Source organism: Mesorhizobium sp. YR577 (genome assembly GCF_900116595.1).
In the GTDB taxonomy this organism is placed as follows: Bacteria; Pseudomonadota; Alphaproteobacteria; order Rhizobiales; family Rhizobiaceae; genus Mesorhizobium_M.
Window position 1 is genome coordinate 269,127 of record NZ_FPBI01000003.1, and the last position, 24,913, is coordinate 294,039.

Genomic DNA, 24,913 nt, shown 5'->3' on the forward strand with positions numbered 1-24,913 from the left:
GCAGGCGGATGAGGGGCAAACAATCATGACCGAAACCCTCCTCATGCCATTCGCATTCCCCTTCATGCAGCAGGCTTTCGTCATCGCCGTGCTGGTCGCCATCCCCATGGCGATGCTGTCGGCGTTCCTGGTGCTGAAAGGCTGGTCGCTGATGGGCGATGCCATCAGCCATGCGGTGCTGCCGGGCGTCGTGCTTGCCTATATCGCCGGCATTCCGCTCGCCATCGGCGCGTTTGCCGCCGGCATGGTCTGCGCGCTTGCCACCGGCTTCCTGAAGGAGAACAGCCGGGTCAAGGAAGACACGGTCATGGGCATCGTCTTTTCCGGCATGTTCGGCCTCGGCATCGTGCTCTACACCAAGATCCAGACCGACGTTCACCTCGACCACATCTTGTTCGGCGACATACTCGGCATCACCTGGGGCGATGTCGCGCAGACCGGCATCATCGCCGTGATCACTGTTGGCGCCATCGGCATCTTCGGACGCGACCTGCTGCTGCACGCCTTCGACCCGCAGCATGCACAGGCGATCGGCCTGCCGGTGAGGCTGCTGCATTATGGCCTGCTGGCGATCCTGTCGCTGACCATCGTCGGAGCGCTGAAAGCCGTCGGCATCATCCTGGCGATCGCCATGCTGATCGCGCCGGGGGCCATCGCCTTTCTGCTCACCGACAGGTTCTCGCGGATGATGCTCGTCTCCGTCATCATCGCGGTGGCGGCATCCTTCTTCGGCGTCTACCTCAGCTTCTTCATCGACAGCGCGCCCGCGCCGACCATCGTGCTTCTGATGAGCGTCGCCTTCATCGCGGCCTTCATCTACTCGCGCTGGAAGACCGCCCGCGCCGAGCGCAGGCTGACCGAGGCGAGAATATCCTGAGAGGTTGCAGACACAACAACGGCGGGGCAAAACCCCGCCGTTGTCATGCGCGTCTTGGGATCAGGCCGCTTTCGCAGCCAGGCGGTCGCGCGCGAAGGAGCGTCCATCAGCGTCGAAGATATGCAGGTCGCCGGGATCGGCGGTCAGCCGCAAGACGGCACCGCGCGTGATCTCGGCATTGCCGGGCAGCTTCGCCACCAGCGGTTCGGTGACGCGGCCAACCTGGATATAAGCCATCTGCACTTCGCCGAGCTGTTCGATGTAATCGACGACGCCCTCGAAGAGAAAATCCTTGCCCGTCGCGATGTTGAGGTCTTCCGGGCGCACGCCGAAACTGACCTTGGTGCCTGCAGCATCTGCCGGCGTTGCCACGGGAACGGACACGTTGTGTCCGCCGACGTGGCTGACGATCGTCGGCTGGCCCGTCTTTTCGATCGTTGCCGGCAAAATGTTCATTGCCGGCGAACCGATGAACTGCGCGACGAACAGGTTGCCGGGGTGGCGGTAAAGCTCCATCGGTGAGCCGACCTGCTCGATGCGGCCATCCTTCAGCACCACGATGCGGTCGGCAAGCGTCATCGCCTCGACCTGATCGTGGGTGACGTAGATCATCGTCGTTTCCGGCATGCTCTCCTTGAGCTTGGCGATCTCGATGCGGGTCGCGACGCGCAGTGCTGCGTCGAGGTTGGACAGCGGTTCGTCGAACAGGAACACCTTCGGATTGCGCACGATGGCGCGGCCGATGGCGACGCGCTGGCGCTGGCCGCCGGAAAGCGCCTTGGGCAGGCGTTCGAGATATTTGGTGAGCTGCAGGATTTCGGCGGCCTGGCGCACGCGCTTGTCGATCTCGGTCTTGTTTTCGCGGCCGATCCGCATGCTGAAAGCCATGTTGTCGTAGACGGTCATATGCGGGTAGAGCGCATAGGACTGGAACACCATGGCGATGCCGCGCTTGGATGGCGGCACGTCGTTGACCTTCTCGCCGGCGATCTCAAGCGTGCCGCCGGTGATTTCTTCCAGCCCGGCGATGGTGCGCAGAAGCGTCGACTTTCCGCAGCCCGACGGTCCGACGAAGACGATGAATTCGCCGGACTTTATGTCGAGATCGATGCCGTGCAGGATGTTGAGGTTGCCATATGCCTTCTTGACGCTGGTCAATGTGAGATCGGCCATAATATCCTCCCGATTTCCTTTGTTCCCCGATCAGGCGAGACGCCCGAACCAGGCTTCGTAAGCTCCAAGCCGGATCGCGCCGGCGCCGGCATTTCCCGAAAATCCATGACCCGACAGCGGCTGCGCCGTGCCGTTTCCGCCGAGATCGATCACCGCAGGCGCCGAGCCCAGATTGAAGGCGCAGACGATTTCCTCATTGCCTTCGCGACGGGTGAAGGCGACCGCGTCACCCTCTGCCGCGAGGAAGGAAATATCGCCCTTGGTGAGTGCCGGATGCATACGGCGGAAGTCGAGGAAGCGGCGGTAATGCTCAAGCAAGGACGCTTCGTCGCCTTCCTGAGCGCTGACCGACAGCGGCAGATGATCCTTCGACACCGGCAGCCATGGTTTCGCGGTCGAGAACCCGCCATTGGCAGCGTTGCCATCCCAAACCATCGGCGTGCGGCAGCCGTCGCGGCCCTTGAATTCGGGCCAGAAGCGGATGCCGTAGGGGTCTTGCAAATCCTCGAAAGCGAGATCGGCCTCGCCGAGACCAAGCTCCTCGCCCTGATAGATGCAGACCGAGCCGCGCAGCGACATGAGCAGAGCCGAAAGCACCTTCAGATAGGCGGTGCGATCGGCCTCGCCCCCGCCCCAGCGCGAGGCATGGCGCATCACGTCGTGGTTGGAGAAGGCCCAGCACGACCAGCCGTCGCTGGCAACGTCGCCGAACGTTTCCAGCACGGTCCGCACGCGGGCGGCGGTGATCTTTTCCGGGGCGAGGAAGTCAAAGGCGTAGCACATCTGCACGCGGTTATCGCCGGCGGTATAGGCGGCGACGATATCGAGGCCGCGCTGTGCATCGCCGACTTCGCCGACTGCGGCAGCCGCCGGATACTCGTCCAGCAGAGCGCGGAAGCGCTCGAGGAAACCGAGATTGTCGGACTGGCTCTTGTCGTAGAGATGGTCTTGATAATTGTAGGGGTTGACCGCCGGCGCGATGGAATCGTTGCGCTGCTCCTTCGGCAGCGGCGGATTGTCTTCCAGCCCGGCGGAGTGGAAGTAGAAGTTGATCGTGTCGAGGCGGAAGCCGTCGACGCCGCGCTCCAGCCAGAAGCGGGTGGCATCGAGCACGGCGTCCTGAACCTCGACATTATGGAAGTTGAGATCAGGCTGCTCTGCCAGGAAATTGTGCAGGTAATATTGCAGACGCCGCGCATCCCACTGCCAGGCCGAGCCGCCGAAGATCGACAGCCAGTTGTTGGGTGGCGTGCCGTCCGGCTTGGCATCGGCCCAGACGAACCAGTCAGCCTTGGGGTTGGTGCGCGAAGCGCGGCTTTCCCGGAACCATGGGTGCTCGTCGGCAGTGTGCGAGATGACCTGGTCGATCATCACCTTGAGGCCCAGCCGGTGCGCCTCGGCAATCATCGCGTCGAAATCGGCAAGCGTGCCGAACATCGGGTCGACGTCGCAATAGTCCGACACGTCATAGCCGAAATCCTTCATCGGCGACTTGAAGAACGGCGAAATCCAGATCGCGTCGACGCCGAGCCCGGCGATATAGGGCAGGCGCTGGATGATGCCTTTCAGGTCGCCGATGCCGTCGCCGTTCGAGTCCTGATAGCTGCGCGGATAGATCTGGTAGATCACCGCGCCACGCCACCAGTCGCGGTCGACCGCCGGTTCAGGATGTTCGATTATGCGTGCAGCATGCATGGGCGGTCAGCCTCCTTTGACGGAACCCGCGAGCAGGCCGCGGACGAAATAGCGTTGAAGCGAGAAGAATACGGCCAGCGGAACCAGAATGGTGACGAAGGCCGAGGTGGTAAGGATTTCCCAGTTGCCGCCGCGCGAGCCGAGCAGGGCGTTGAGCTTGCCGGTCAGCACGAGCTGGTCCGAGCCGGAGCCGAGGAACACCATCGCCACCAGAAGGTCGTTCCAGACCCAGAGGAACTGGAAGATGGCGAAGGAGGCGAGCACCGGGAAGGACAGCGGCAGCACGATCTTGATGAATATCTCGAAATCGCTGGCGCCGTCGATGCGCGCCGATTCCATGATCTCGCGCGGCAGGCCGGCTATGTAGCTTCTGAGCAGATAGATGGCGAAAGGCAGGCCGAAGCCGGTATGCGCCAGCCAGATGCCGAGATAGGTCTTTGCCGGCACGCCGAAGAACGCGCCGACGCCGTTGTAGAGCTTGAGCAACGGAATCAGCGACATCTGCAGCGGCACGACGAGCAGGCCGATGATGGTGGCGATCAGCAGCGCACGGCCGGGAAAGCGCATCCAGGCCAACGCATAGGCCGCAAAGGCCGCAATCAGGATCGGGATGATCGTGGCCGGTATGGTCACCGTCAGCGAGTTGATGAAGGAGCGCCCGATGCCTTCGGAAAACAGCACGGTCTGATAGTTGTCGGTGGTGAAGCGCGGCGGCATCGAGGAGGCGAAATAGATGCGGCGGCCGCGATCGCCCTCAAAGGCAACCGGCGAGGATTGCACATAGGAGCCGTCGTCATTGACCTGAAGCGTCACGCCATCGCCGAGGTCGGCAACGGCGCCTGCGGCAAACTCGGTCGGGGCCTGCGACTTGATGCCGAAGGCGCTGATCGTGCGGTTGTCGCCGGCCTTGAGCAGATTGCCCATGATCAGGAACTTGCCGTCTTTCTGAACTTGGTCGGCGGCAGTGCCCAGCCGCCCGTCGTCGTTCTGCGAGGAGGTGACCAGCGACGTCCACCAGCCGGTGACGGCGAGCTGGTTCTTGTCGCGCAGCGAGCTGACGAGGATGCCGAGCGTCGGGATCGTCCAGATCGCGACGAAGATCAAAACCGCGATGTGAACGCCGAAGCGGCCGAGGAAGGATTTTCCGGTGGAGCTGGCCATCTCAGTGTCCTCCGCCTTCGCGATTTGCCTGGCGAATGTTCCAGATCATGATCGGAACGACGGCCAGCATGATGATGACGGCGATGGCCGCGCCGCGGCCGAAATCGCCGCCGCCGCGGAACATCCAGTCGAACATCAGGTTGGCCAGCGTGTTCGAATTCCACTGGCCGTTGGTCATGGTCAGGACGATGTCGAAGACCTTCAGCACGAGGATCGTGATGGTGGTCCAGACCACGGCGATGGTGCCCCAGATCTGCGGGATCATGATCTTCCAGAAAATCTGGAAACCACTGGCGCCGTCGATGGTCGCCGCCTCGATCGTCTCGTCGGGAATGCCGCGCAGCGCCGATGACAGGATGACCATGGCAAAGCCGGTCTGGATCCAGATCAGGATGACCATCAGGAAGAAGTTGTTCCAGAACGGCGTCGATATCCAGACCTGCGGATTGCCGCCGAAATACTGGACGATGGCGTTGAGGATGCCGATCTGCGGCTGGCCCTCGCCGCGATATTCATAGACGAATTTCCAGATGACGCTGGCGCCGACGAAGGAGATGGCGAGCGGGGCGAAGACCAGGCTCTTGGCGATATTGCCCCACCAGATCTTGTCGGTGAGCACCGCGATGATGAGGCCGAGGAAGGTGCAGGCGGCGGGCACGACGGCAAGCCACAGGATGTTGTTGAAGATCGCCTGCAGGAACTCCCGGTCGCCGAAGGCCCAGCTGTAATTGGCCATGCCGACGAAATTCTGCCCGGTGCGGTCGTGAACGGAAAGGATCAGCGTCGCGACAACCGGGTAAATCAGGTAGACGGCGAGGATGATCATCGCCGGGCCGACGAACAGCCATGGCCGGATGTAGCCCTGCCGGCGAAGGTTATCGATAGCAGCCGCGCCCGACACACCACGCGAGGGGAAGATGACATCGAGTAGGCGGTTTGCTGTCCAGAAATAGACCACGCAGCCGCCGACGCCGATGATGATCGTGAAAACCGCTGAGAGAAGCTGTGCCGTCATGGGATCGTCCCCCCTGATCAGACTTGCGATAATTTCCTTAGAACCGTTCAGCTTTTTGATAGAAACGTTGAACCGCTCTAACTATTTGTTTTTACGCAATTCCGGACGGAAAACCGCTACACACTTTTCCTGGAATTGCTTAGGCGTCCTGCCGGAAGGATCCGGGCCGTTGGCCCGAATCCTGTTTGCGTCTGATTGGCCCTACTTGATCGCGTCCCAGCTCTTCTGGACGTCGGCTGCCACGTCGGCTGCCGGCTTGCCGCCGACCAGATCGATCATGCCGGTCCAGAAGGCGCCGGCGCCGATCTTGCCGGGCATCAGGTCCGAACCATCGAAGCGGAAGGTCGAGGCGCCCGACAGGATCTCGCCCTGCTTCTTCAGGGCGTCGCTGGCATAGGCGTCGTTGTTGACCGATTTGAACGGCGTCACGAAGCTGCCCTGCGCCATCCACAGCTCATGCGCCAGCGGCAGCTTCAGGAACTCGATGAAGGCGCGCGAGGCCTTGGTGTCCTTGGTGATCATCGCCAGCGTGCCGGCGCCGAGAACCGGCGTGCCGAGTTCGGGCTTCGAGGCATAGGTGGGATAGTAGAAGAAGTCCGCATCCTGCCCGAGCTTGGTGCCTTCCGGGAAGAACGAAGGAATGAACGATGCCTGATGGTGCAGGTAGCATTTCGGCGGCACCGAGAAGAGACCCTTCGGGCTGTCGCGGAAATCGGTTGCGGACACTGCGGCGGCACCGCCGCTGACCATCTTGTCGTCGGTGGCGATCTTGGCGAAGATATCGAGCGCGCCGATCACAGCCGGATCGTTGAACGGGATCTCGTTCTTGACCCATTTGTCGTAGGTTTCCGGCGGCTGCGTGCGCAGCATGATGTCTTCGACCCAGTCGGTCGCCGGCCAGCCGGTGGCGCCGCCCGAACCCAGGCCGATGCACCACGGCGTGCCGCCATCGGCGATGATCTTTTCCGACAGCGCCTGCAGTTCTTCCTGCGTCTTGGGAACTTCGTAGCCGGCTTCCTCGAAATTATCCGGCGAATACCAGACCAGCGACTTCACGTCGGCCTTGTAGGGAAAGGCAAAATAGCCGGCCTTGCCGTCCTTGTCCTTGAAGGTGCCGAGGTCGACCCATGACTGGCCGGCGCCGTAATTGTCCTTGACCCATGCAGCCGTCTCGTCGCCGAGCGGCGTCAGCAGGCCCTTGGAGGCCAGGTCCTGGATCAGGCCGGGCTGCGGCAGGATGGCGATGTCGGGCGGGCTGCCGGCCTGCGTATCGATAACGATCTGCTGCTCGTAATTCTCGGACGAGGAGTATTTGAGATCGACGCCGGTGGCTTCGCTGAAATATTCGAGAACGTTGCGGACCAGCGCTTCGTCCTCACCGCGCCACGGTCCGAAAATGGAGAGCGTCTGGCCCTTGAGGTCGACTTTCTTCAATGTTTCGAAATCGGCCCAGTGGAAACGGGCGTCCTCGCCCGGCTTGAATTTCAATTCCGCCTGAGCGGGCGCACCGAGCGCCAGCGCTGCCAGCGCCACGCCTATGAAAAGGCTCTTTCTCATCGACTTTCCTCCCAGTGGTCACAGGTCATCGGCGAAACCTCCATTTCGCCGTGCCGATGTCGCCCTGGTCGCGTCCGCCTTGCGGAACCGTCAACTCCCGCCCGTACTGGCCGAAAGTCTTCCAAAGCGCTTTGGCTACTTTTATCATCGCCGCCGAAACGGGTCAGAGTCAAGCGTCATGTTACATAAACCGATTTAAATTGCAAATTTGCTGCGTTGCGTCATCGTTTTTTGCGTCGCAACAGCGAATTTCACTTCTGAAACGCGCTTTCTGCACCTAGACTGGAAATTCCGGATTTGGGTAAGGGCAAAGGAAAATACCGATGTTTAAAAGCGCTTTGAGGATAGGGACGTGAACCTCAAGCAACTGTCGCTGATGCTCGACCTGTCGCAGACCACGGTCAGCCGGGCGCTCAACGGCTATCCCGAAGTCAGCGAGGAAACGCGCCGGCGCGTGGCGGACGCCGCAAAGCGCCACGGCTATCGCCCCAACCCCAGCGCGCGCCGTCTGGCGACCGGCAAGGCCGGCATGATCGGCTATGTCATGCCGACTGGCGCCAGCGTCGACATCGATCCACATTTCGTCGAATTCCTGTCGGGGCTGGGCGACTATGCCCGCGCGCATGACCTCGATCTGGTGCTGAGTCCGGCAGACGCCCGCGACGAGGAAACGACCTACCGCCGCATCGTCGCCAACAAGCAGGTCGATGCGGTCTATGTCTCCGCACCGCGCCATGGCGACAAGCGGGTGGCGCTCATCCATCAGCTCGGCATGCCCTTCATCGTTCACGGACGCAGCGAGGGGCTGGATTTCGATTATCCCTATCTCGACATCGACAACGAGGCCGCCTTTCACGAAGCGACGCGGCTTCTCGTGCAACTTGGACACAAGCGCGTCGCGCTTATCAATGGCGACGATACGCAGACCTTTGCGATCTTCCGCGAACGGGGCGTGCGGCGGGCGCTGGCGGCAAGTGGCATTGCCCTGCCGCCTCATCTTTTGCGATCGCTGGCAATGACCGAGGAAAACGGCTACCGCGCCACCCGCAGCCTGCTCGAACAGAGCGAGGCGCCGACGGGCATCGTCTGCTCCAGCCTGATCATGGCGCTGGGCGCGGTGCGTGCGGTGCGCGATCTCGGCCTGACCATTCCCGGTGACCTGTCGCTGATCGCCCATGACGACGTCTTCCCATGGCTCAAGCCGGAAAATTTTTCCGTGCCGCTGTCGACGACGCGCTCTTCGATCCGCGCGGCCGGCCAGCGCATTGCCGAACGGCTGGCAGCACGGATTTCGGGCCTGGAAACCGGCGCACGTGGCGAAATCTGGCCGGTCGACCTCGTCGTGCGCGGCTCGATCGCCGGCGCGCCGGGCTGAGCGGCTTTCTCTATCGACAATCGCGAGGCCAGGCTTTACGGGGCGAGGAAACTTTCCCCGACCCTGAAAGGCCCGGCATGCGCACAAAAACCCTGATCGCCCCTTCGGTGCTGGCATCGGATTTCTCCAGGCTTGGCGACGAGGTCGCGGCTGTCGCGGCAGCCGGTGCCGACTGGATCCATCTCGACGTCATGGACGGCCACTTTGTTCCGAACATCACCTTCGGCGCGCCGGTCATCAAGGCGATCCGCGACCGCACCGACAAGGTGTTCGACTGCCACCTGATGATAACGCCGGCCGATCCCTATCTCGCCGCCTTCGCCGACGCCGGCTGCGATATCATTACGGTTCACGCCGAGGCCGGCCCGCATCTCGACCGCTCGCTGCAGGCGATCCGCAATCTCGGCAAGAAGGCCGGTGTTTCATTGAACCCGTCGACGCCTGAAAGCGTCATCGAATATGTGCTCGACCGGCTCGATCTCGTGCTGATCATGACCGTCAATCCCGGCTTCGGCGGCCAGGCTTTCATCCCGGCGATGGTGGAGAAGGTGAAGCGCATCAAGGCGCTGATCGGCGACCGCCCGATCGACATCGAGATCGACGGCGGGGTGAGTGCGGAGACTGCACCGCTGGTCACGGCTGCTGGTGCCAATGTTCTGGTGGCGGGCGCTGCGATCTTCAAGGGCGGCTCGGAAGCGGCTTACCGCGCGAATATCGAGGCGATCAGGACGGCGGCTGACCGGGCTCTGTAATCTCCCCCCTCGAGGGGGAGATGGCGCGTAGCGCCAGAGGGGGTCGGTCAAGGCAGCGCTCAACATTGCTCGGAAGTCGAGCACTGCGCCGGCGAGCCCCCTCTCCGTCGCGCTTCGCGCGCCACCTCTCCCCCGCGTTGCGGGGGCGAGGAACCCAAGTCCTGCTATGCTGCGACCTCGGCGAGTGCCGGTTCCTCGCCCCATGAAATGGGGAGAGGTGGCTCGGCGAAGCCGAGACGGAGAGGGGTAGTTTCGAGTACGGGTTCAGTTCGCCGCGAAAACCTTCTCGCCCTCGATCCAAACCCCCTCCACATCCAGCGCATCCGACAGATGCACGATGCTGGCGGCAGCGCCCTCGCCGAGATGGCCAAGCCGGCTGGCCTGTCCGACGCTCTGCGCCGGATAAAGCGAGGCCATGCGCAGCGCCTCGTCAAGCTCAAGCCCGATGGTCTCATGCATGAAACGCACCGCCGAGATCATGTCGAGATCGGCGCCGGCAAGCGTTCCATCTTCCAGCGTCAGGCGGCCATTCTCGCGGCGGATCAGCCGGCCGTTCAGCGTGAACGACTTCATGTCGGTGCCGATGGTTGCCATGGCGTCGGTGACGAGGAATATTTTCGCCGGCCCCTGCTTGGCGCGCAGCGCAATGCCGATGGTCGCAGGATCGACATGAATGCCGTCGGCGATCAGGCCGGCCGACAGCGTGCCGGTGTCGATCGTGGCGCCAGCAAGACCCGGCTCGCGATTGCCGATCTGGCTCATCGCGTTGAACAGATGCGTGACCATGGTGGCGCCGGCGGCGGCCATTGCCTGCGCCTTGCTGTAGCTGGTGTCGGAGTGGCCCAGGCTGACAATGACGCCGGCGCTTGCAAGCCCGGCGACGCGACGCTCATCGACCGACTCGGGCGCAACGGTGGTCAGAAGCACCGGCATCTTTTCGCGTGCGGCGATCAGCCTTGTCTCGTCCTCGTCGGTCATCGGCCGGATCAGCGCCGGGTCATGCGCGCCCTTGCGGGCCTTCGACAGATGCGGGCCTTCGAGGTGGAGGCCGAGGAAACCCGGCACCTTCTGCAACGCTGCCTGCGCGCCGGCCGCGATGGCGGCTTCGGTGATCTCCGGCGTATCGGTGATCAGCGTCGGCAGCAGCGCCGTGGTGCCGAAAGGCACGTGGGCCGCGCAGATGGTGCGGATCACTTCCAGCGACGGGCCATCATTCAGCATCACGCCGCCGCCGCCATTGACCTGAAGGTCGATGAAACCAGGCGCAAGGATACCGCTGTCGAGTTCTATCAGGTGAATGTCAGAAGGCAGGCTGCCGCGCTGCGCGATGCGCTCGACGCTGCCGTCGCGAACGACAAGCGCGGAGTCTTCATGCCACGCCTGTCCGTCGAAAATGCGTGCGCCGGCGATGGCAAAACGATCGGTCATAGGGTCTCGGTCACTTTTCTCAGGTTACGCGGTTCGTCGGGGTTCAGCCCGCGATGGCGGGCGAAGGCCTCGACGAAGCCGTAGAAGGAAACGATCAGCGCCAGCGGGTCGGTCAGCGGATGGCCGGTGGCGACGTAGGGCAAGCGCACCGCCTTACCCGCTTTTTCCGATGTCATGAAGACCGCCGCGTGCTTTTCGGCGAGCTGGCCGACGACATCGGCCATCGAAGGCTCGGAAGCGTCCCGCGCCGCCAGCGCCAGCACCGGGAAGCCGGGGCGCACCAGCGCCAGCGGGCCGTGCATGACCTCCGCCGCGCTGTAGGATTCGGCATGCATGGCGCAGGTTTCCTTGAACTTCAGCGCTGCCTCGTTGGCGATGGCGAAGGACGGCCCGCGGCCGAGAATGAACAGCGAGCTTTCATCGGCAAGTGCTGCGGCCAGTTCCATCCAGTCGCAATCGACCGCCTTTGCCAGATGCACCGGCAGGTCGCGGAGCGCATTCATCAGCGCGTCGTCATTGGTGCAATGCGCCATCAGCGCCAGCCCGGCGACCGCCGAATTCATGAAGGTCTTGGTTGCCGCGACACTCTTTTCCACACCGGCAAGAATGTCGATCGTGTGGTCGGACGCTTTTGCCAGTGGCGAATCCGGCGTGTTGGTCAGCGCAATCGTCAGCGAGCCCGCCTTGCGGGCGGCGTCCGCCATGGCAACGATGTCCGGGCTCTTGCCGGATTGCGAGATCGCCAGGCAGGCGGAACCGGCAAGGCGAAGCTTTGCACCATAGATCGAGGCGACGGAGGGGCCGACGGAGGCGACCGCCAGACCGGCGGTAAGCTCGATCGCGTATTTCAGAAAGGAAGCAGCGTGGTCGGATGAGCCGCGCGCGACGGTGACGATGAAGCGCGGATCGCGCTCCCTGATGTCGCGGCCGGCCTCGGTCAGCGCCTGACCGGAACCGTCGAGCAATCGCGCCACGGCGTCGGGTATTTCGACGATTTCGCGCCGCATATGGGTGGTGTCAGTCACTTACAGTCTCCGAGATGCTATTCCGAACCCGCCAGGCGCAGTTCGGCGACGAAATCATAGGCGTCGCCGCGATAGATGGAGCGGGTGAATTCGATGACCTTGCCGGTCGCCAGATAGGAAATACGCTCGATGTTGAGGCTGGCCGAACCGGGCGGCACGTCGAGCAGCTTTGCGTCCGCTTCGCCGAGATTGGCCGCGGAAATCCGCTGCACGGCGCGAACGGGGCGGTTGCCGGTGCGCTCCAGCACCGCATAGAGCGAGGAGCCGATGGCTGCCGGGTCCGGCAGGACGGTGGCCGACAGCGAAGCGCGTTCGATCGCCAGCGGCGTGTCGTTGGCGATGCGCAGGCGGCTGATGCGGGCGACCAGTTCCTTGGCCGACAGGCCGAGCACCATGATCTCGTCGGGCGAAGGCGGATAGACGCCACGGTCGAGCCAGGTCGAGGTGACCGCCATGCCGCGCCTGGCCATATCCTCGGTGAAGGAGGTGAGCCGCGACAGCGATTGCTCGACACGCTCGACACGCGGCGCGACGAAAGTGCCGGAGCCGTGGCGCTGCACCAGAATGCCGCCCTTGACCAGATCCTGCACCGCCTTGCGCACGGTCACGCGCGAAACGTCGGCTTTCACCGCGATATCGCGTTCGGAGGGCAAGGCATCGCCCGGCCCGATGACGCCGCGCTGGACCGCGTCCTCGATGCTCTTTTTCAGTTGCAGGTAGAGCGGCGCGCCATTGCGCGCAGAAGCCTTCACGGTCGAGAAAATCTGTTCCGCGACGTCAGGCATGGGCGGGCGCTCCGGCATTGCCGAACAACCGCGCCGCCATCGTCACGGCGCCGCCCAGTGCGTCCTGCAGCGGCGCATGCATCATCGCCTGATAGCGTGCCGACATATAGGGCGCGACGAGGCCCGCGAGCCCGCCGAGCAGGCAAAGCCGCTGGCCGGGTTCGAGCTTCAGCGCATCCAACGCTTCCTCGAGATCGCCGACGGCGCGCTGCAGCACGCGCGCGGCGACCGGGTCGCCCTTGCCGGCATGCTCGAAAACCATCGGCGCGAAAGTGCCGAAATCGGCCGGTTTCGATGCCGCGCCGAACTTGACGATGTCGCGCGGATCGCCGGCGAATTTCTCCATCACCGCCTGCGTCAGCGCCGAGCCGGGACGGATGTCGTCATGGGCGAGCAGCGTTTCCTGCAGCAGGTCGCGGCCGATGCGCGCGCCGCCACCGAGATCTCCGAGCAAAAAACCCCAGCCGCCGATGGTCTGCATCGCGTCGCCCTTGCGCGACATGAAGATCGAGCCGGTGCCGATGATGGCGATGGCGCCGTCATGGTCGCCGAGCGCACCATTCATGGCGATCAGCGCGTCGCTTTCGACGAGGCTGCGGCGGAAGGGCAGGATCGCTTCGAGCTGCTGCTTGTAGCCGCCGACATTGGTGCCGGCGAGGCCGAGCACTGCCGACGTGTCAGGGATGAGGCCGGGGTCCATGCTCGCCTCGACGAAGGCCAGCCGCGCCGCCTCGACGATGTTGTGGCGGGCGCCGTCCAGATCGGTCATGATGTTGGCCGGGCCGCTCTTGCCGCGGCCGACGACGTCGCCGGAAGCCGTCGCCAATGCGGCCCTGCAGCTTGTGCCGCCGCCATCTATCCCGAGCACCAGATTCACTGTGAAGTCTCCTCGTCGGTCATGATACCAATAAAATACCAATAGCCAAGGATTAATTTCCGAGCAACGACGACAGAAGCGAAACCTATTGATTTATAACAATTTTATACACCTTCCCCATCGTCATCTCGGCTAATTCGTTAACGCGGCTGGACAAGTGGTATTTTTTTGGTATTGTCGATCCAGGGAGGAGATTTGATGGCCGACACGCGTACCGGAATGGTGCACGAAAGGGCCGGCGCGTTGCAAGTGCGAGCGCCTGCGAACACGCACCAGCTATCCTCCGACGCGGACGCGATCCTGCCTGCCGCCGGCATTCGAATGCCGGCGCAGCATTGAGACTGCTCGAAAATGCGGGCCGAGTTTCGCCCGTCTTGTCGAGAATGGAGGAGAGCGAGGGCTCTCATCAAAATCGAACCTGAACAGGTCAACAGGGAGAACCGAAATGAAACGTACGGCACTAACCACGCTTCTGATGGCAACCAGCATCCTCGGCTCGGCCGGGTTTGCGGCTGCACAGGATGCCACGCTTACCGTCGAAAGCTGGCGCAATGACGACCTTGCCATCTGGCAGGAAAAGCTCATCCCCGCCTTCGAGAAATCAAATCCCGGCATCAAGGTCACCTTCGCGCCATCCGCGCCGACCGAATACAACGCCGCGTTGAACGCCAAGCTCGATGCCGGTTCCGCCGGCGACCTCATCACCTGCCGCCCGTTCGATGCCTCGCTCGAACTCTACAACAAGGGCCAGCTTGCCGATCTCGCCAGCCTGCCCGGCATGGAGAATTTCTCCGACGTCGCCAAGTCGGCCTGGACGACCGACGATGGCAAGGCGACCTTCTGCGTGCCGATGGCCTCCGTCATCCACGGCTTCATCTACAACCAGGAAGCCTTCGACAAGCTCGGCATCAAGCCGCCGGCAACCGAGGAAGAGTTCTTCGCAGCGCTCGAGAAGATCAAGGCCGACGGCACCTACATCCCGATGGCTATGGGCACCAAGGATCTCTGGGAAGCCGCGACCATGGGCTACCAGAACATCGGCCCGACCTACTGGAAGGGTGAGGAAGGCCGCCTGGCGCTGATCAAGGGCGACCAGAAGCTGACCGATCCGGACTGGGTCGAGCCCTATGCGACGCTTGCCAAGTGGAAGCCTTATCTCGGCGACGGCTTCGAGGCGCAGAGCTATCCGGACAGCCAGAACCTGTTCACGCTCGGCCGCGCCGCGATCTACCCGGCCGGCTCGTGGGAAATCTCGGTGTTCAACACGCAGGCCCAGTTCAAGATGGGCGCCTTCCCGCCGCCGGTGCGCAAGGCCGGTGACACCTGCTACATCTCCGACCATAACGACATCGGCATCGGCATGAACGCCAAGAGCAAGAACCCCGAAGCAGCGAAGAAATTCCTGTCCTGGGTCGCTTCGCCCGAGTTCGCCACCATCTACGCCAACGCGCTGCCTGGCTTCTTCAGCCTGTCCTCGACGCCGGTGAAGATGGAAGATCCGCTGGCGCAGGAATTCGTGTCCTGGCGCGAGAAGTGCAAGCCGACGATCCGCTCGACCTATCAGATCCTGTCGCGCGGCACGCCGAACCTCGAAAACGAGACCTGGGTCGAATCGGCAAACGTCATCAACGGCACCGATACGCCCGATGTGGCAGCCAAGAAGCTGCAGGACGGCCTCGACAGCTGGTACAAGCCGGCAAAGTAAAGCTCAGGCAGCAGGTCGGGTCGCGCATCATGCGCGGCCCGGCTTAACAATCGCAATTGTCGGCGCTGCCCCTCACCCTTACCCTCTCCCCGTAGAGGACGGGGAGAGGGGGTCGTCAACGTTGGAGCTTCCTTCTTCTCCCCGTTCACGGGGAGAAGGTCCCGGCAGGGGGATGAGGGGCAGCGCCCACCTATCAGATCAGTTCCAGCGCAGAGTTTGGAAAGCTAGAGCATGGCCGGAAACATCGAGAACAGGCGCCCATTCCGCTGGCATATCGCCGTTTTCCTGGCGCCGGCGGTGCTTGTCTATACGGCGTTCATGATCCTGCCGCTGTTCGGCACGCTGCAGCTTTCGCTGTTCACTGCCGACGGCCACCAGTCCCGCATCTTTGCCGGGCTCGACAATTTCCGCCGGCTGTTCTTCGACCCGCGCTGGTCGGCTACCTTCTGGAATGCGCTGTGGAACAACACCTGGTTCTTCATCATCCACATGCTGGTGCAGAACCCGATCGGCATCGCGCTGGCAGCCCTGCTTTCCAGCCCGAAACTGCGCTTTTCGGCTTTCTACCGCACCGCGATCTTCATCCCGACCGTGCTGTCCTTCGTCATCGTCGGCTTTGCCTGGAAGTTGATCCTCAGCCCGCTCTGGGGCGTGGCGCCGAACTTGCTCGACCTCGTCGGCCTGAAGAGCCTGTTCGTGCCGTGGCTCGGCAAGGAGGAATATGCGCTGACCACGCTCGGCCTGATATCCGTGTGGCAATTCGTCGGCATCCCGATGATGCTGATCTATGCCGCCCTGCTGTCGATTCCCGATGAGGTGATCGAGGCCGCCGAATGCGACGGCATCACCGGCATGTCGCAGTTCTGGAAGATAAAGCTGCCGCTGATCCTGCCTTCGATCGGCATCATTTCGGTGCTGACCTTCGTCGGCAATTTCAATGCCTTCGACCTGATCTATTCGGCACAAGGCGCGCTCGCCGGCCCGAATTACGCGACCGACATTCTCGGCACCTTCCTCTACCGCACCTTCTTCGGTTTCCAGTTGCAGACGGGCGATCCCTATATGGGCTCGACCATCGCCTCGATGATGTTCTTCATCATCCTCACCGGCGTCTGCCTCTACCTCTTCGCCATCCAGACGCGCCTGCGTCGGTATCAGTTCTGAGGGCGGCGCGATGAGCAAGGCAACACACTCCCTCCCCCGCACCATCGCCGCCCATGCGGTGCTGATCACCTATACGGTGATCGCGCTGTTTCCGGTCGTGGTGATCATCATCAACTCGATGAAGTCGCGCAATGCGATCTTCCGCACGCCATTGTCGCCGCCGACGCCCGAGACCTTCGATCTCGTCGGCTACACCACCGTTCTGGCGCAAGGCGATTTCTTCCTCTATTTCCAGAACAGCTTCATCGTCACCGTCGCCTCGCTGTTCTTCGTGCTGCTGTTCGGCGCGATGGCGGCCTTCGCGCTTGCCGAGTACCGCTTCAAGGGCAATACGCTGATGGGGCTCTACCTGGCGCTCGGCATCATGATCCCGATCCGTCTCGGCACCGTCGCGATCCTGCAGCTGATGGTGGCGAGCGGGCTGGTCAACACGCTGACAGCGCTGATCCTCGTCTATACCGCGCAAGGCCTGCCGCTCTGCGTGTTCATCCTGTCCGAATTCATGAAGCAGGTGTCCGACGATTTGAAGAATGCCGGCCGCATCGACGGGCTCAGCGAATACCGCATCTTCTTCCGCCTCGTCCTGCCGCTGGTGCGCCCGGCCATGGCGACCGTTGCCGTCTTCACCATGATCCCGATCTGGAACGATCTGTGGTTCCCGCTGATCCTGGCGCCTTCGGAAGCGACCAAGACGGTGACGCTCGGCGCGCAGCTCTTCATCGGCCAGTACGTCACCAACTGGAATGCGGTGCTGGCAGCGCTTTCGCTGGCGATCCTGCCGGTGCTGGTGCTTTACCTCATATTCTCGCGGCAACTGATCCGCGGCATCACCTCGGGAGCCGTCAAGTGAGTGCCTCCACCGAAAAGCCCCTGCGCGTCGTCGTTGCCGGGCTCGGCAATATGGGCCGCAGCCATGCGCTGGCCTATCACAACAATCCCGGCTTCGAGATCGCATCGCTGGTCAACCGCTCGGACGTGCCGCTTCCGGCTGAACTCTCGGGCTATGAAATCCGGCGTTCCTTCGAGGATGCGCTGCGCGAGCTGAAGCCGGACGTTGCCTCGATCAACACCTATTCCGACAGCCACGCCGATTACGCAGTCGCTGCCCTCGATGCCGGCTGCCACGTCTTCGTCGAAAAGCCGCTGGCAACGACCGTTGCCGATGCCGAGCGCGTCGTGGCGGCGGCGAAGGCCAATGGCAAAAAACTGGTGATTGGCTACATACTGCGCCATCACCCGTCATGGATCAGGCTGATCGCCGAGGCGCGCAAACTTGGCGGGCCCTATGTCTTCCGCATGAACCTGAACCAGCAGTCGAGCGGCCACACCTGGGAAACCCACAAGCAGCTGATGAAGACGACCTCGCCCATCGTCGATTGCGGCGTGCATTATCTCGACGTCATGTGCCAGATCACCGATGCCAGGCCGGTCGAAGTGCGCGGCATGGGCGTGCGCCTGTCCGACGAGATCGCCTCTGACATGTATAATTACGGCCATCTGCAGGTGCTGTTCGACGACGGTTCGGTCGGCTGGTATGAGGCCGGCTGGGGGCCGATGATTTCCGAAACCGCCTTCTTCGTAAAGGATGTCATTTCGCCCAATGGCTGCGTCTCGATCGTCATGGACGAGAAGGCGAAATCCGACGATGTCGATGCGCACACCAAGACCAATATGATCCGCGTGCACCACGCCGCCACCGGCAAGGATGGCCGCTTTGCAGCGCCGGACCAGAACCTGTCGATGAGCGGCGAGCCCGGCCATCAGGATCTGTGCGACCTCGAGCAGGCCTTTCTGCTGAAGGCCATCCGCGAGGACATCGACCTCACCCGCCATATGAGTGACGCCGTGAAATCGCTCGCCGTCTGCCTCGCGGCGGATGAAAGTGTGCGCACCGGCCGCGCTGTTACGCTGTAGGAAACGGAAGGTAACGACCAGTTGGGTTCGCTCAAAATCGAGAACGTCAAAAAATCCTTCGGCAGTGTCGACGTGCTGAAAGGCATCGACCTGGAAGTGAACGACGGCGAGTTCGTCGTTTTCGTCGGCCCCTCCGGCTGCGGCAAGTCGACCTTGCTGCGCGTCATTGCCGGGCTGGAGGACGCAACCTCCGGAAATGTGCTGATCGATGGCCGCAAGGTCGATGCCGTGCCGCCGTCCGATCGCGGCATCGCCATGGTCTTCCAGACCTACGCGCTCTATCCGCATCTCTCCGTGCGCAACAATATGAGCCTGGGTCTCAAGCAGGCCAAGACGCCGACTGAGGAGATCACGCGCCGCGTCGCCACGGCTTCGTCGATGCTGTCGCTGGAACCCTACCTCGAACGCCGGCCGGCCGAGCTCTCCGGCGGCCAGCGCCAGCGCGTCGCCATCGGCCGCGCCGTGGTACGCGAACCGAAACTGTTTCTCTTCGACGAACCCTTGTCGAATCTGGACGCTGCCCTGCGCGTCAACACGCGGCTCGAGATTGCGCAGCTTCACCGGCGGCTGTCGGCAACGATGATCTACGTCACCCATGATCAGGTCGAGGCGATGACGCTGGCCGACAGGATCGTCGTGCTGAATGGCGGCCGCATCGAGCAGATCGGCAGGCCGATGGAGCTTTACAATTCGCCGGCTAATGAATTCGTCGCAAGCTTCATCGGTTCACCGAAGATGAACTTCATCGATGGCGCGCGTCTTGGTGAGCCAAAGGCCAAGACTGTCGGCGTTCGCCCCGAACATCTTACCGTCGACGTCAAATCCGGCACCTGGAAAGGCACGGTCATCCATGCCGAGCATCTCGGCGCCGACACCAATCTCTATATCGACACGGAAAAGGCCGGCCTGTTGACCATCCGCATCTTCGGCGTCTACGACGCCGAGCCGGGTGCGACGCTCTATGCTACGCCCGATCCCGCGCGGACCTATCGGTTCGACGCGGAAGGCAAGACGCTGGCTTGAAAGCTGCTTTCGGCCGCTGCATCCTGCCTGTTGAAACGGTGCGGTGTCGATGAACGAAGAAAGCCTGAACCACCTTGCAGACTGGATCGTCCAGCGCGGTCTCGCCGGCGACAGCGAGATCGCGCTTCTGCACGGCTTTTGCGATCGCTGCGTCGAGGCCGGGCTCGATCTCTCCCGCAGCGTTGCCATCGTCGACACGCTGCACCCTGTCTATGAGGGCCGGGCTTTTTTCTGGGCACGCGACCAGCTGCTTGAAACGCCGGTCGTGGAATACGGCCCCAGCAATCAGGGCGAAGGCCTGGAGGAGTGGAAGAAGAGCCCGTTCTACCAGTTGCTTCAGAGCGGCGAGAACGAAATGCGGCGGCGGCTCTGCGACGGCGAGACCGAGGGCTTCTCCCTTTTCAGCGACTTGCAGCGGGAAGGCCAGACGGACTACCTGGCCATGGTACACCGGTTCGGCCGCGACGCCGCCATCGGCGAGCTGGACTGCATCCTGTCGCGCTGGACGACGGACCGCGCCGGCGGGTTCAGCGAAGCCGATGTCGCAGCGCTTCGGCGTCTGGTTCCTGTGCTCTGCCTGGCGATCAAATCGACATCGCTCGCGCGCATCGCCCAGTCGCTGGTGGAGGCCTATCTCGGTCGCGATGCCGGCCAGCGCGTCCTGCAGGGCCGAATATCGCGCGGCATCGTCGAAAGGATAAACGCCGTCATCTGGTTCTCCGACATGCGGGGCTATACGGCGCTGTCGGAGAGGATCGATTCCGACCAGCTCATTCCGCTTCTGGATGATTATGCGGAAATCGTCATTACGGCAGTGCAGGGTGCAGGCGGCGACGTGCTGAAGCTGATGGCCGACGGCATATTGGCTATCTTCACTGCTGACGATCCGGCCAACGCCTGCGCTTGCGCACTTCAAGCCGAAGCCGACCTTCGGCTGAGGCTGGAAGCACTCAACAGCCGGCGGTCGGCCGAAAACCAACCGGTCACCGGCATTTGTCTCGGGCTGCATATCGGCGATGTCTTCTATGGAAACATCGGCAGCAAGGACCGGCTGGACTTCACCGTGGTCGGCCAGGCCGTCAACGAGGCGAGCCGCATCGAGACGATGTGCCGCTCGGCCGGGCGCGGCACGCTCTTTTCTTCGGCATTTCGCGACACCTTGCCGGACGCGGAAAGGGCAAAACTCGTCTCGGTCGGACGCTACGCCCTGCGCGGGGTCGGCAAGGCGCAGGAACTGTTCACACTCGACCCGGAAATCGCCGGCTGACAATTTCCGGTCGGGTTTGGCTCAGGCGTCAGCCTTCACATCCTGCCGCTGCTGGCCAAGGCCTTCGATGCCGAGTTCGACGACGTCGCCCGCCTTCAGATAGCGCGGCGGCTTCATGCCCATGCCGACGCCGGGCGGGGTGCCGGTCGAGATGATGTCGCCGGGATGCAGCGACATGAACTGGCTGAGATAGGAAACGAGGTAGCGCACGCCATAGACCATCGTCTTGGTCGAGCCGTCCTGCACCTTCTCGCCATTGACGGTGAGCCACATTTTCAGGTTCTGCGGGTCCGGCACCTCGTCCTTGGTCACCAGCCATGGCCCGATCGGCCCGAACGTGTCGCAGCTTTTGCCCTTGGTCCATTGGCCGGAACGCTCGGTCTGGAAGGCACGCTCGGACACGTCATGTGCCGTGCAATAGCCGGCGACATAGTCGAGCGCGTCGGCCTCGGAGACATATTTGGCCTTGCGGCCGATGACGACGCCGAGTTCGACTTCCCAGTCGGTTTTTTCCGAGCCGCGCGGGATCAGCAGATCGTCGTCCGGACCGACAATGGCCGATGTCGCCTTCATGAAGATGATCGGTTCCGGCGGCACGGTGGCGCCGGTCTCGGCGGCGTGGTCGGAATAGTTGAGGCCGATGCAGATGAATTTTCCCGTGCCATGCACGCAGGGGCCGATGCGCGGATTGCCGGTGACCACGGGCAGCGAAGCCGGGTCGATGCGCGCCAGCCGGTCGAGTTCCTTGGGATCGATGGTATCGCCGCCGAGGTCGGCAATATGCTGTGACAGGTCGCGGATCACGCCATCCGCATCGATCAGGCCCGGGCGCTCGCGTCCCGCTTCTCCATAGCGCAGCAATTTCACGTCAAAACTCCTTCAATGAAAATCAGATCGTCCAGCCGCCGTCGATGGCATAGGCCTGGCCGGTGGTGTAGGTGGCGCCGGCAAGATAGACGGCGAGTGCAGCGATTTCATCCGGCGTGCCGAGTCGGCCCATCGGCTGGCGGGCGATGAAGGCGGCGCGCGCCGCCTCATAGTCGCCGCCGGCGCGCATACGGCTCTCCAGCGACGGGCTCTCCACCGTGCCGGGGCAGATGGCGTTGCAGCGAATGCCCTGGCCGATATGGTCGGCGGCGACCGCCTTGGTCAGCCCGATCACCGCTGCCTTGGTGGTGCCGTAGGCGAAGCGGTTCGGCACGCCCTTTATGCTCGATGCGACCGACGACATGTTGATGATCGAGCCGCCGCCGCGCTCGATCATGCCGGGCAGCACAGCGCGGATGGTGCGGATCATGGCCCGCACATTGAGGTTGAAGGCGAAGTCGAGATCGCTGTCCTTCATCTCGAGAATGGAGCCCGAATGGACGAAGCCGGCGCAGTTGAACAGAACGTCGACCGGCCCGGTCTCGGCAAAGGCTTTTTCCACTGCCGCGTCGTCGAGCACGTCGAGTTTTCGCGTCACGATACCGGTTTCCCGCGTGAGTTCGGCAAGCAGCGTCTCGTTGATGTCGGTGGCGGTCACCGCTGCGCCTTCGCGCGCAAAGGCAAGCGCAGTCGCCCGGCCGATGCCCTGCGCCGCAGCCGTAATCACCACGCTCTTGCCGGCTAATGTCCCCGTCATGCTTCCTCCCGACGCAAAGCTGGCCCCCTGGCGGACCAGGCCATCAAATTGTTTATTTATCGGTAAAGAACAAGACCAGAAGCGTCAAGCCCGATTGCCGCATGAGAAGACCGCTCAGTCGCCATAAGGAACCCAGACATTCTTCACCTCGACGGCGCGGCGCAGGAAGGCATCGCCGGCGACGAGATCTGAGCTCCAGTCGACATTCTTGCCGCCGCTGGTCCAGACCCGCTTGAGGTTGCCGATCGACTCCGCTTCGACCAGCTTGCAGGTGTCAGCATCAGCCACGCACCACAGTCCGTCGACATCGTCATGCTTGGCCAGCACCGCCGCCAGTTCGGCATGCTTGCCGGTGACGATGTTGATCGCGCCGCCTGGAACGTCGGAATATTCGATGACCTGATAGAGGTCGGTTGCCAGCAGCGCGTGCTTCTGGCTCGGCACGGCCACCACCGTGTTGCCCATGGCAAGTGCCGGTGCTGCCAGCGAGATCAGGCCGAGCAGCGGCGCCTCGTCGGGTGCGACGATGCCGATGACGCCGACCGGCTCATGCAGCGCCAGTGTGACGGCGCGAGCGGGCGGCGCATGCACGCGGCCTTCGAACTTGTCGGCCATGCCAGCAAAGGAAAACAGCCGCTCGATCGAAAGCTCGACCTCCTCGCGCGCCGCCTTGGCGGTTGCGCCGGTAAGTTGCACCAGCCGCGCTGCGAATTCGTCCGCGCGGGCGGCGAGATTTTCGGCGAGGAAATAAAGCACCTGGCTGCGGTTGTAGCCGGTGGCCTCGGCCCAGGCCTTGGCGCCCCGCGCTGCCGACACCGCATCGCGAATGTCCTTGCGGCTGCCGAGCCCGACTTCGCCGGCGAGTTTTCCTTTCCTGTCAGCGATAGCGAGCGAATAATTGCCGTCCGGCCGAACCTGCTTGCCGCCGATAAACAGCTTAGCAGTCCGGTCGATGCCGATGCCGTCGGTTTCGGCGCGCTCGGTGACCCTGTCGATCGTCGCCGGCTTGATCACCGAGCCCAGCGGCAGCTTTGCCGCCAGATATTCAAACATGCCTTCGCGGCCACCCTCGCGGCCGAAGCCGCTTTCGCGGTAGCCGCCGAAGCCGCATGCGGCGTCGAACATGTTGGTGCCGTTGACCCAGATCACGCCCGCCTTGATCTGCGGGGCTGCATGCAGCGCGAGGTTGATGTTTTCGCTCCACACCGAGGCCGCGAGGCCGTAACGCGTGTTGTTGGCAAGCTCGATCGCTTCCTCCGTCGAGCGGAAGGTCATAGCCGCCAGAACCGGCCCGAATACTTCTTCCTGAGCAAGGATATTAGCCGGCGAAACACCTGTCGCAAGCGTCGGCAGATAGAAGTAGCCCGCCGAAGGCAGGGGGCAGTCCGGCTGCCAGCATTCGGCGCCCTGTTTCGCGCCCTCGGCCACCAGCCCGCTCACCCGGTCAAGCTGGGTCTTGTCGACCAGCGGACCGATATCGGTGTTCTTGTCGAGCGGGCTGCCGACGCGCAGACGGCCCATGCGCGTCTTGACCTTGGCGATGAAGGCGTCGGAAATACCTTCCTGCACCAGCAGGCGCGAGCCGGCGCAGCAGACCTGACCCTGGTTGAACCAGATGCCATCGACCAGCCCTTCGACAGCGCTGTCGAGATCGGCATCCTCGAAGACGATGAAGGCAGACTTGCCGCCAAGCTCCAGCGACAGCTTCTTGCCCGACCCGGCGGTGGCCTTGCGGATGATCTTGCCGACTTCAGACGAGCCGGTGAAGGCGATTTTCTGCACGCCCGGATGATTGACGATCGCCGCACCGGCGTCCGGCCCGCCGGGCACGATGTTGACGACGCCCTTCGGCACGCCGGCGCGCTCGCAAATCTCGGCAAACAGAATGGCCGTCAGCGGCGTGTATTCGGCAGGTTTCAACACCACGGTGCAGCCGGCAGCCAGAGCCGGCGCGATCTTCCACGCCAGCATCAGCAGCGGGAAATTCCACGGGATGATCTGGCCGACGACGCCGACCGGCTTGTGATCCGGGAACTCCTTGTCGAGCGACTGCGCCCAGCCGGCATGATGGATGAAATGGCGGATCGCCAGCGGCACGTCGATGTCGCGGCTTTCGCGGATCGGCTTGCCGTTGTCGATCGATTCCAGCGCCGCGAACAGCCGCTGGTGGCGCTGCATGGCGCGGCCGATGGCGTAAAGCACCTTGGCTCTGGCGTAGCCGGATTGCGCGCTCCATTTCGGCAGCGCCTTGGCCGCCGCTGCGACTGCCGCGTCGATATCGGCGTCACCGGCATCGGAGATTTTGGCCAGCAGCTTGCCGGTTGCCGGCTCGCTGGTCTCGAAGGTCTTGCCGCCTGCCGCCGCCTTCCACTCGCCGCCGATGAACAGCGCCTTGCCGAAATCGCGCCCGGCGAGCCAGGCGTCGGCCTCGTTGCGGGCCTCGGGGGCTGCGTCATATTCCATCGCGGCGTAGCGTTCGAGAATGTTCATCGAAAA

The 24,913-nt window shown here is 63.0% G+C and carries 21 protein-coding genes; 9 read left to right on the forward strand and 12 right to left on the reverse strand.

The features are described 5' to 3' along the window. Positions 1-25: 25 nt before the first annotated feature. A complete protein-coding gene (locus tag BM413_RS06500) occupies positions 26-877 on the forward strand; it encodes a metal ABC transporter permease (RefSeq protein ID WP_091911554.1) in 852 nt (283 codons plus the stop codon). A gap of 60 nt (positions 878-937) precedes the next feature. Here the strand turns inward: BM413_RS06500 and BM413_RS06505 are convergent, their stop codons facing one another. From BM413_RS06505 to BM413_RS06525, 5 genes are all read right to left on the reverse strand, one after another. Then, entirely contained in the window at positions 938-2,050 is a 1,113-nt protein-coding gene (locus tag BM413_RS06505) for an ABC transporter ATP-binding protein (RefSeq protein WP_091911556.1), read from the reverse strand. A gap of 30 nt (positions 2,051-2,080) precedes the next feature. After that, positions 2,081-3,745 (reverse strand): beta-galactosidase BglA, encoded by a 1,665-nt coding sequence (locus BM413_RS06510; RefSeq protein ID WP_091911557.1) that lies wholly within the window; start codon positions 3,743-3,745, stop codon positions 2,081-2,083. Positions 3,746-3,751: 6 nt separating this feature from the next. Further along, positions 3,752-4,906, reverse strand: a complete 1,155-nt coding sequence (locus BM413_RS06515; protein ID WP_091911559.1) for a carbohydrate ABC transporter permease — start codon at positions 4,904-4,906, stop codon at positions 3,752-3,754. A gap of 1 nt (position 4,907) precedes the next feature. Further along, on the reverse strand, positions 4,908-5,921 hold the full coding sequence (locus tag BM413_RS06520; protein WP_091911560.1) for a carbohydrate ABC transporter permease: 1,014 nt from the start codon (positions 5,919-5,921) through the stop codon (positions 4,908-4,910). 201 nt (positions 5,922-6,122) lie between these two features. Next, a complete protein-coding gene (locus BM413_RS06525; RefSeq protein WP_091911562.1) occupies positions 6,123-7,478 on the reverse strand; it encodes an ABC transporter substrate-binding protein in 1,356 nt (451 codons plus the stop codon). 352 nt (positions 7,479-7,830) lie between these two features. On the opposite strand from BM413_RS06525, the gene BM413_RS06530 reads away from it, so the two are divergent. Beyond that, complete coding sequence (locus BM413_RS06530) at positions 7,831-8,853, forward strand: substrate-binding domain-containing protein (RefSeq protein WP_091911564.1); 1,023 nt, start codon at positions 7,831-7,833, stop codon at positions 8,851-8,853. A 77-nt stretch (positions 8,854-8,930) separates the two neighbouring features. Next, positions 8,931-9,605 carry a ribulose-phosphate 3-epimerase gene (gene rpe / locus BM413_RS06535; RefSeq protein WP_091911565.1) on the forward strand — a complete coding sequence of 225 codons (675 nt, stop codon included), beginning with the start codon at positions 8,931-8,933 and terminating at the stop codon, positions 9,603-9,605. Between the two features lie 264 nt (positions 9,606-9,869). Here the strand turns inward: rpe and nagA are convergent, their stop codons facing one another. Genes nagA through BM413_RS06555 form a run of 4 tightly spaced genes read right to left on the reverse strand, consistent with a single transcriptional unit; the run spans position 9,870 to position 13,720 of the window. After that, positions 9,870-11,033 (reverse strand): N-acetylglucosamine-6-phosphate deacetylase, encoded by a 1,164-nt coding sequence (gene nagA / locus BM413_RS06540; RefSeq protein WP_091911567.1) that lies wholly within the window; start codon positions 11,031-11,033, stop codon positions 9,870-9,872. After that, positions 11,030-12,040, reverse strand: a complete 1,011-nt coding sequence (locus tag BM413_RS06545) for an SIS domain-containing protein (RefSeq protein ID WP_091911569.1) — start codon at positions 12,038-12,040, stop codon at positions 11,030-11,032. The genes nagA and BM413_RS06545 overlap by 4 nt, the downstream gene beginning before the upstream one ends. Positions 12,041-12,075: 35 nt before the next feature. Next, positions 12,076-12,843, reverse strand: a complete 768-nt coding sequence (locus BM413_RS06550) for a GntR family transcriptional regulator (RefSeq protein ID WP_091911570.1) — start codon at positions 12,841-12,843, stop codon at positions 12,076-12,078. Then, complete coding sequence (locus BM413_RS06555) at positions 12,836-13,720, reverse strand: glucosamine kinase nucleotide-binding domain-containing protein (RefSeq protein WP_091911572.1); 885 nt, start codon at positions 13,718-13,720, stop codon at positions 12,836-12,838. Before BM413_RS06555 ends, BM413_RS06550 begins: the two co-directional genes overlap by 8 nt. Before the next feature lie 445 nt (positions 13,721-14,165). Here BM413_RS06555 and BM413_RS06560 point away from each other — a divergent pair, with 445 nt between their 5' ends. From BM413_RS06560 to BM413_RS06585, 6 genes are all read left to right on the forward strand, one after another. After that, the gene (locus tag BM413_RS06560) at positions 14,166-15,425 is read left to right on the forward strand and encodes an ABC transporter substrate-binding protein (protein ID WP_091911574.1); all 1,260 of its coding nucleotides are present in this window, start codon (positions 14,166-14,168) and stop codon (positions 15,423-15,425) included. 231 nt (positions 15,426-15,656) lie between these two features. After that, positions 15,657-16,589 (forward strand): carbohydrate ABC transporter permease, encoded by a 933-nt coding sequence (locus BM413_RS06565; protein ID WP_091911575.1) that lies wholly within the window; start codon positions 15,657-15,659, stop codon positions 16,587-16,589. 10 nt (positions 16,590-16,599) lie between these two features. Further along, the gene (locus BM413_RS06570; protein WP_091911577.1) at positions 16,600-17,439 is read left to right on the forward strand and encodes a carbohydrate ABC transporter permease; all 840 of its coding nucleotides are present in this window, start codon (positions 16,600-16,602) and stop codon (positions 17,437-17,439) included. Then, a complete protein-coding gene (locus BM413_RS06575; protein ID WP_091911579.1) occupies positions 17,436-18,503 on the forward strand; it encodes a Gfo/Idh/MocA family protein in 1,068 nt (355 codons plus the stop codon). The genes BM413_RS06570 and BM413_RS06575 overlap by 4 nt, the downstream gene beginning before the upstream one ends. 21 nt (positions 18,504-18,524) lie before the next feature. Then, a complete protein-coding gene (locus BM413_RS06580; RefSeq protein ID WP_091911581.1) occupies positions 18,525-19,526 on the forward strand; it encodes an ABC transporter ATP-binding protein in 1,002 nt (333 codons plus the stop codon). A 49-nt stretch (positions 19,527-19,575) separates the two neighbouring features. Further along, entirely contained in the window at positions 19,576-20,793 is a 1,218-nt protein-coding gene (locus BM413_RS06585) for an adenylate/guanylate cyclase domain-containing protein (protein ID WP_091911582.1), read from the forward strand. Positions 20,794-20,814: 21 nt separating this feature from the next. Here BM413_RS06585 and BM413_RS06590 read toward each other — a convergent pair whose 3' ends face one another. From BM413_RS06590 to BM413_RS06600, 3 genes are all read right to left on the reverse strand, one after another. Further along, positions 20,815-21,660 (reverse strand): fumarylacetoacetate hydrolase family protein, encoded by an 846-nt coding sequence (locus BM413_RS06590; protein WP_091911584.1) that lies wholly within the window; start codon positions 21,658-21,660, stop codon positions 20,815-20,817. A 22-nt stretch (positions 21,661-21,682) separates the two neighbouring features. Further along, positions 21,683-22,417 carry an SDR family oxidoreductase gene (locus tag BM413_RS06595; RefSeq protein ID WP_091911585.1) on the reverse strand — a complete coding sequence of 245 codons (735 nt, stop codon included), beginning with the start codon at positions 22,415-22,417 and terminating at the stop codon, positions 21,683-21,685. Positions 22,418-22,531: 114 nt separating this feature from the next. Next, positions 22,532-24,907 carry an aldehyde dehydrogenase family protein gene (locus tag BM413_RS06600; RefSeq protein WP_091911587.1) on the reverse strand — a complete coding sequence of 792 codons (2,376 nt, stop codon included), beginning with the start codon at positions 24,905-24,907 and terminating at the stop codon, positions 22,532-22,534. Between the last annotated feature and the right edge of the window lie 6 nt (positions 24,908-24,913).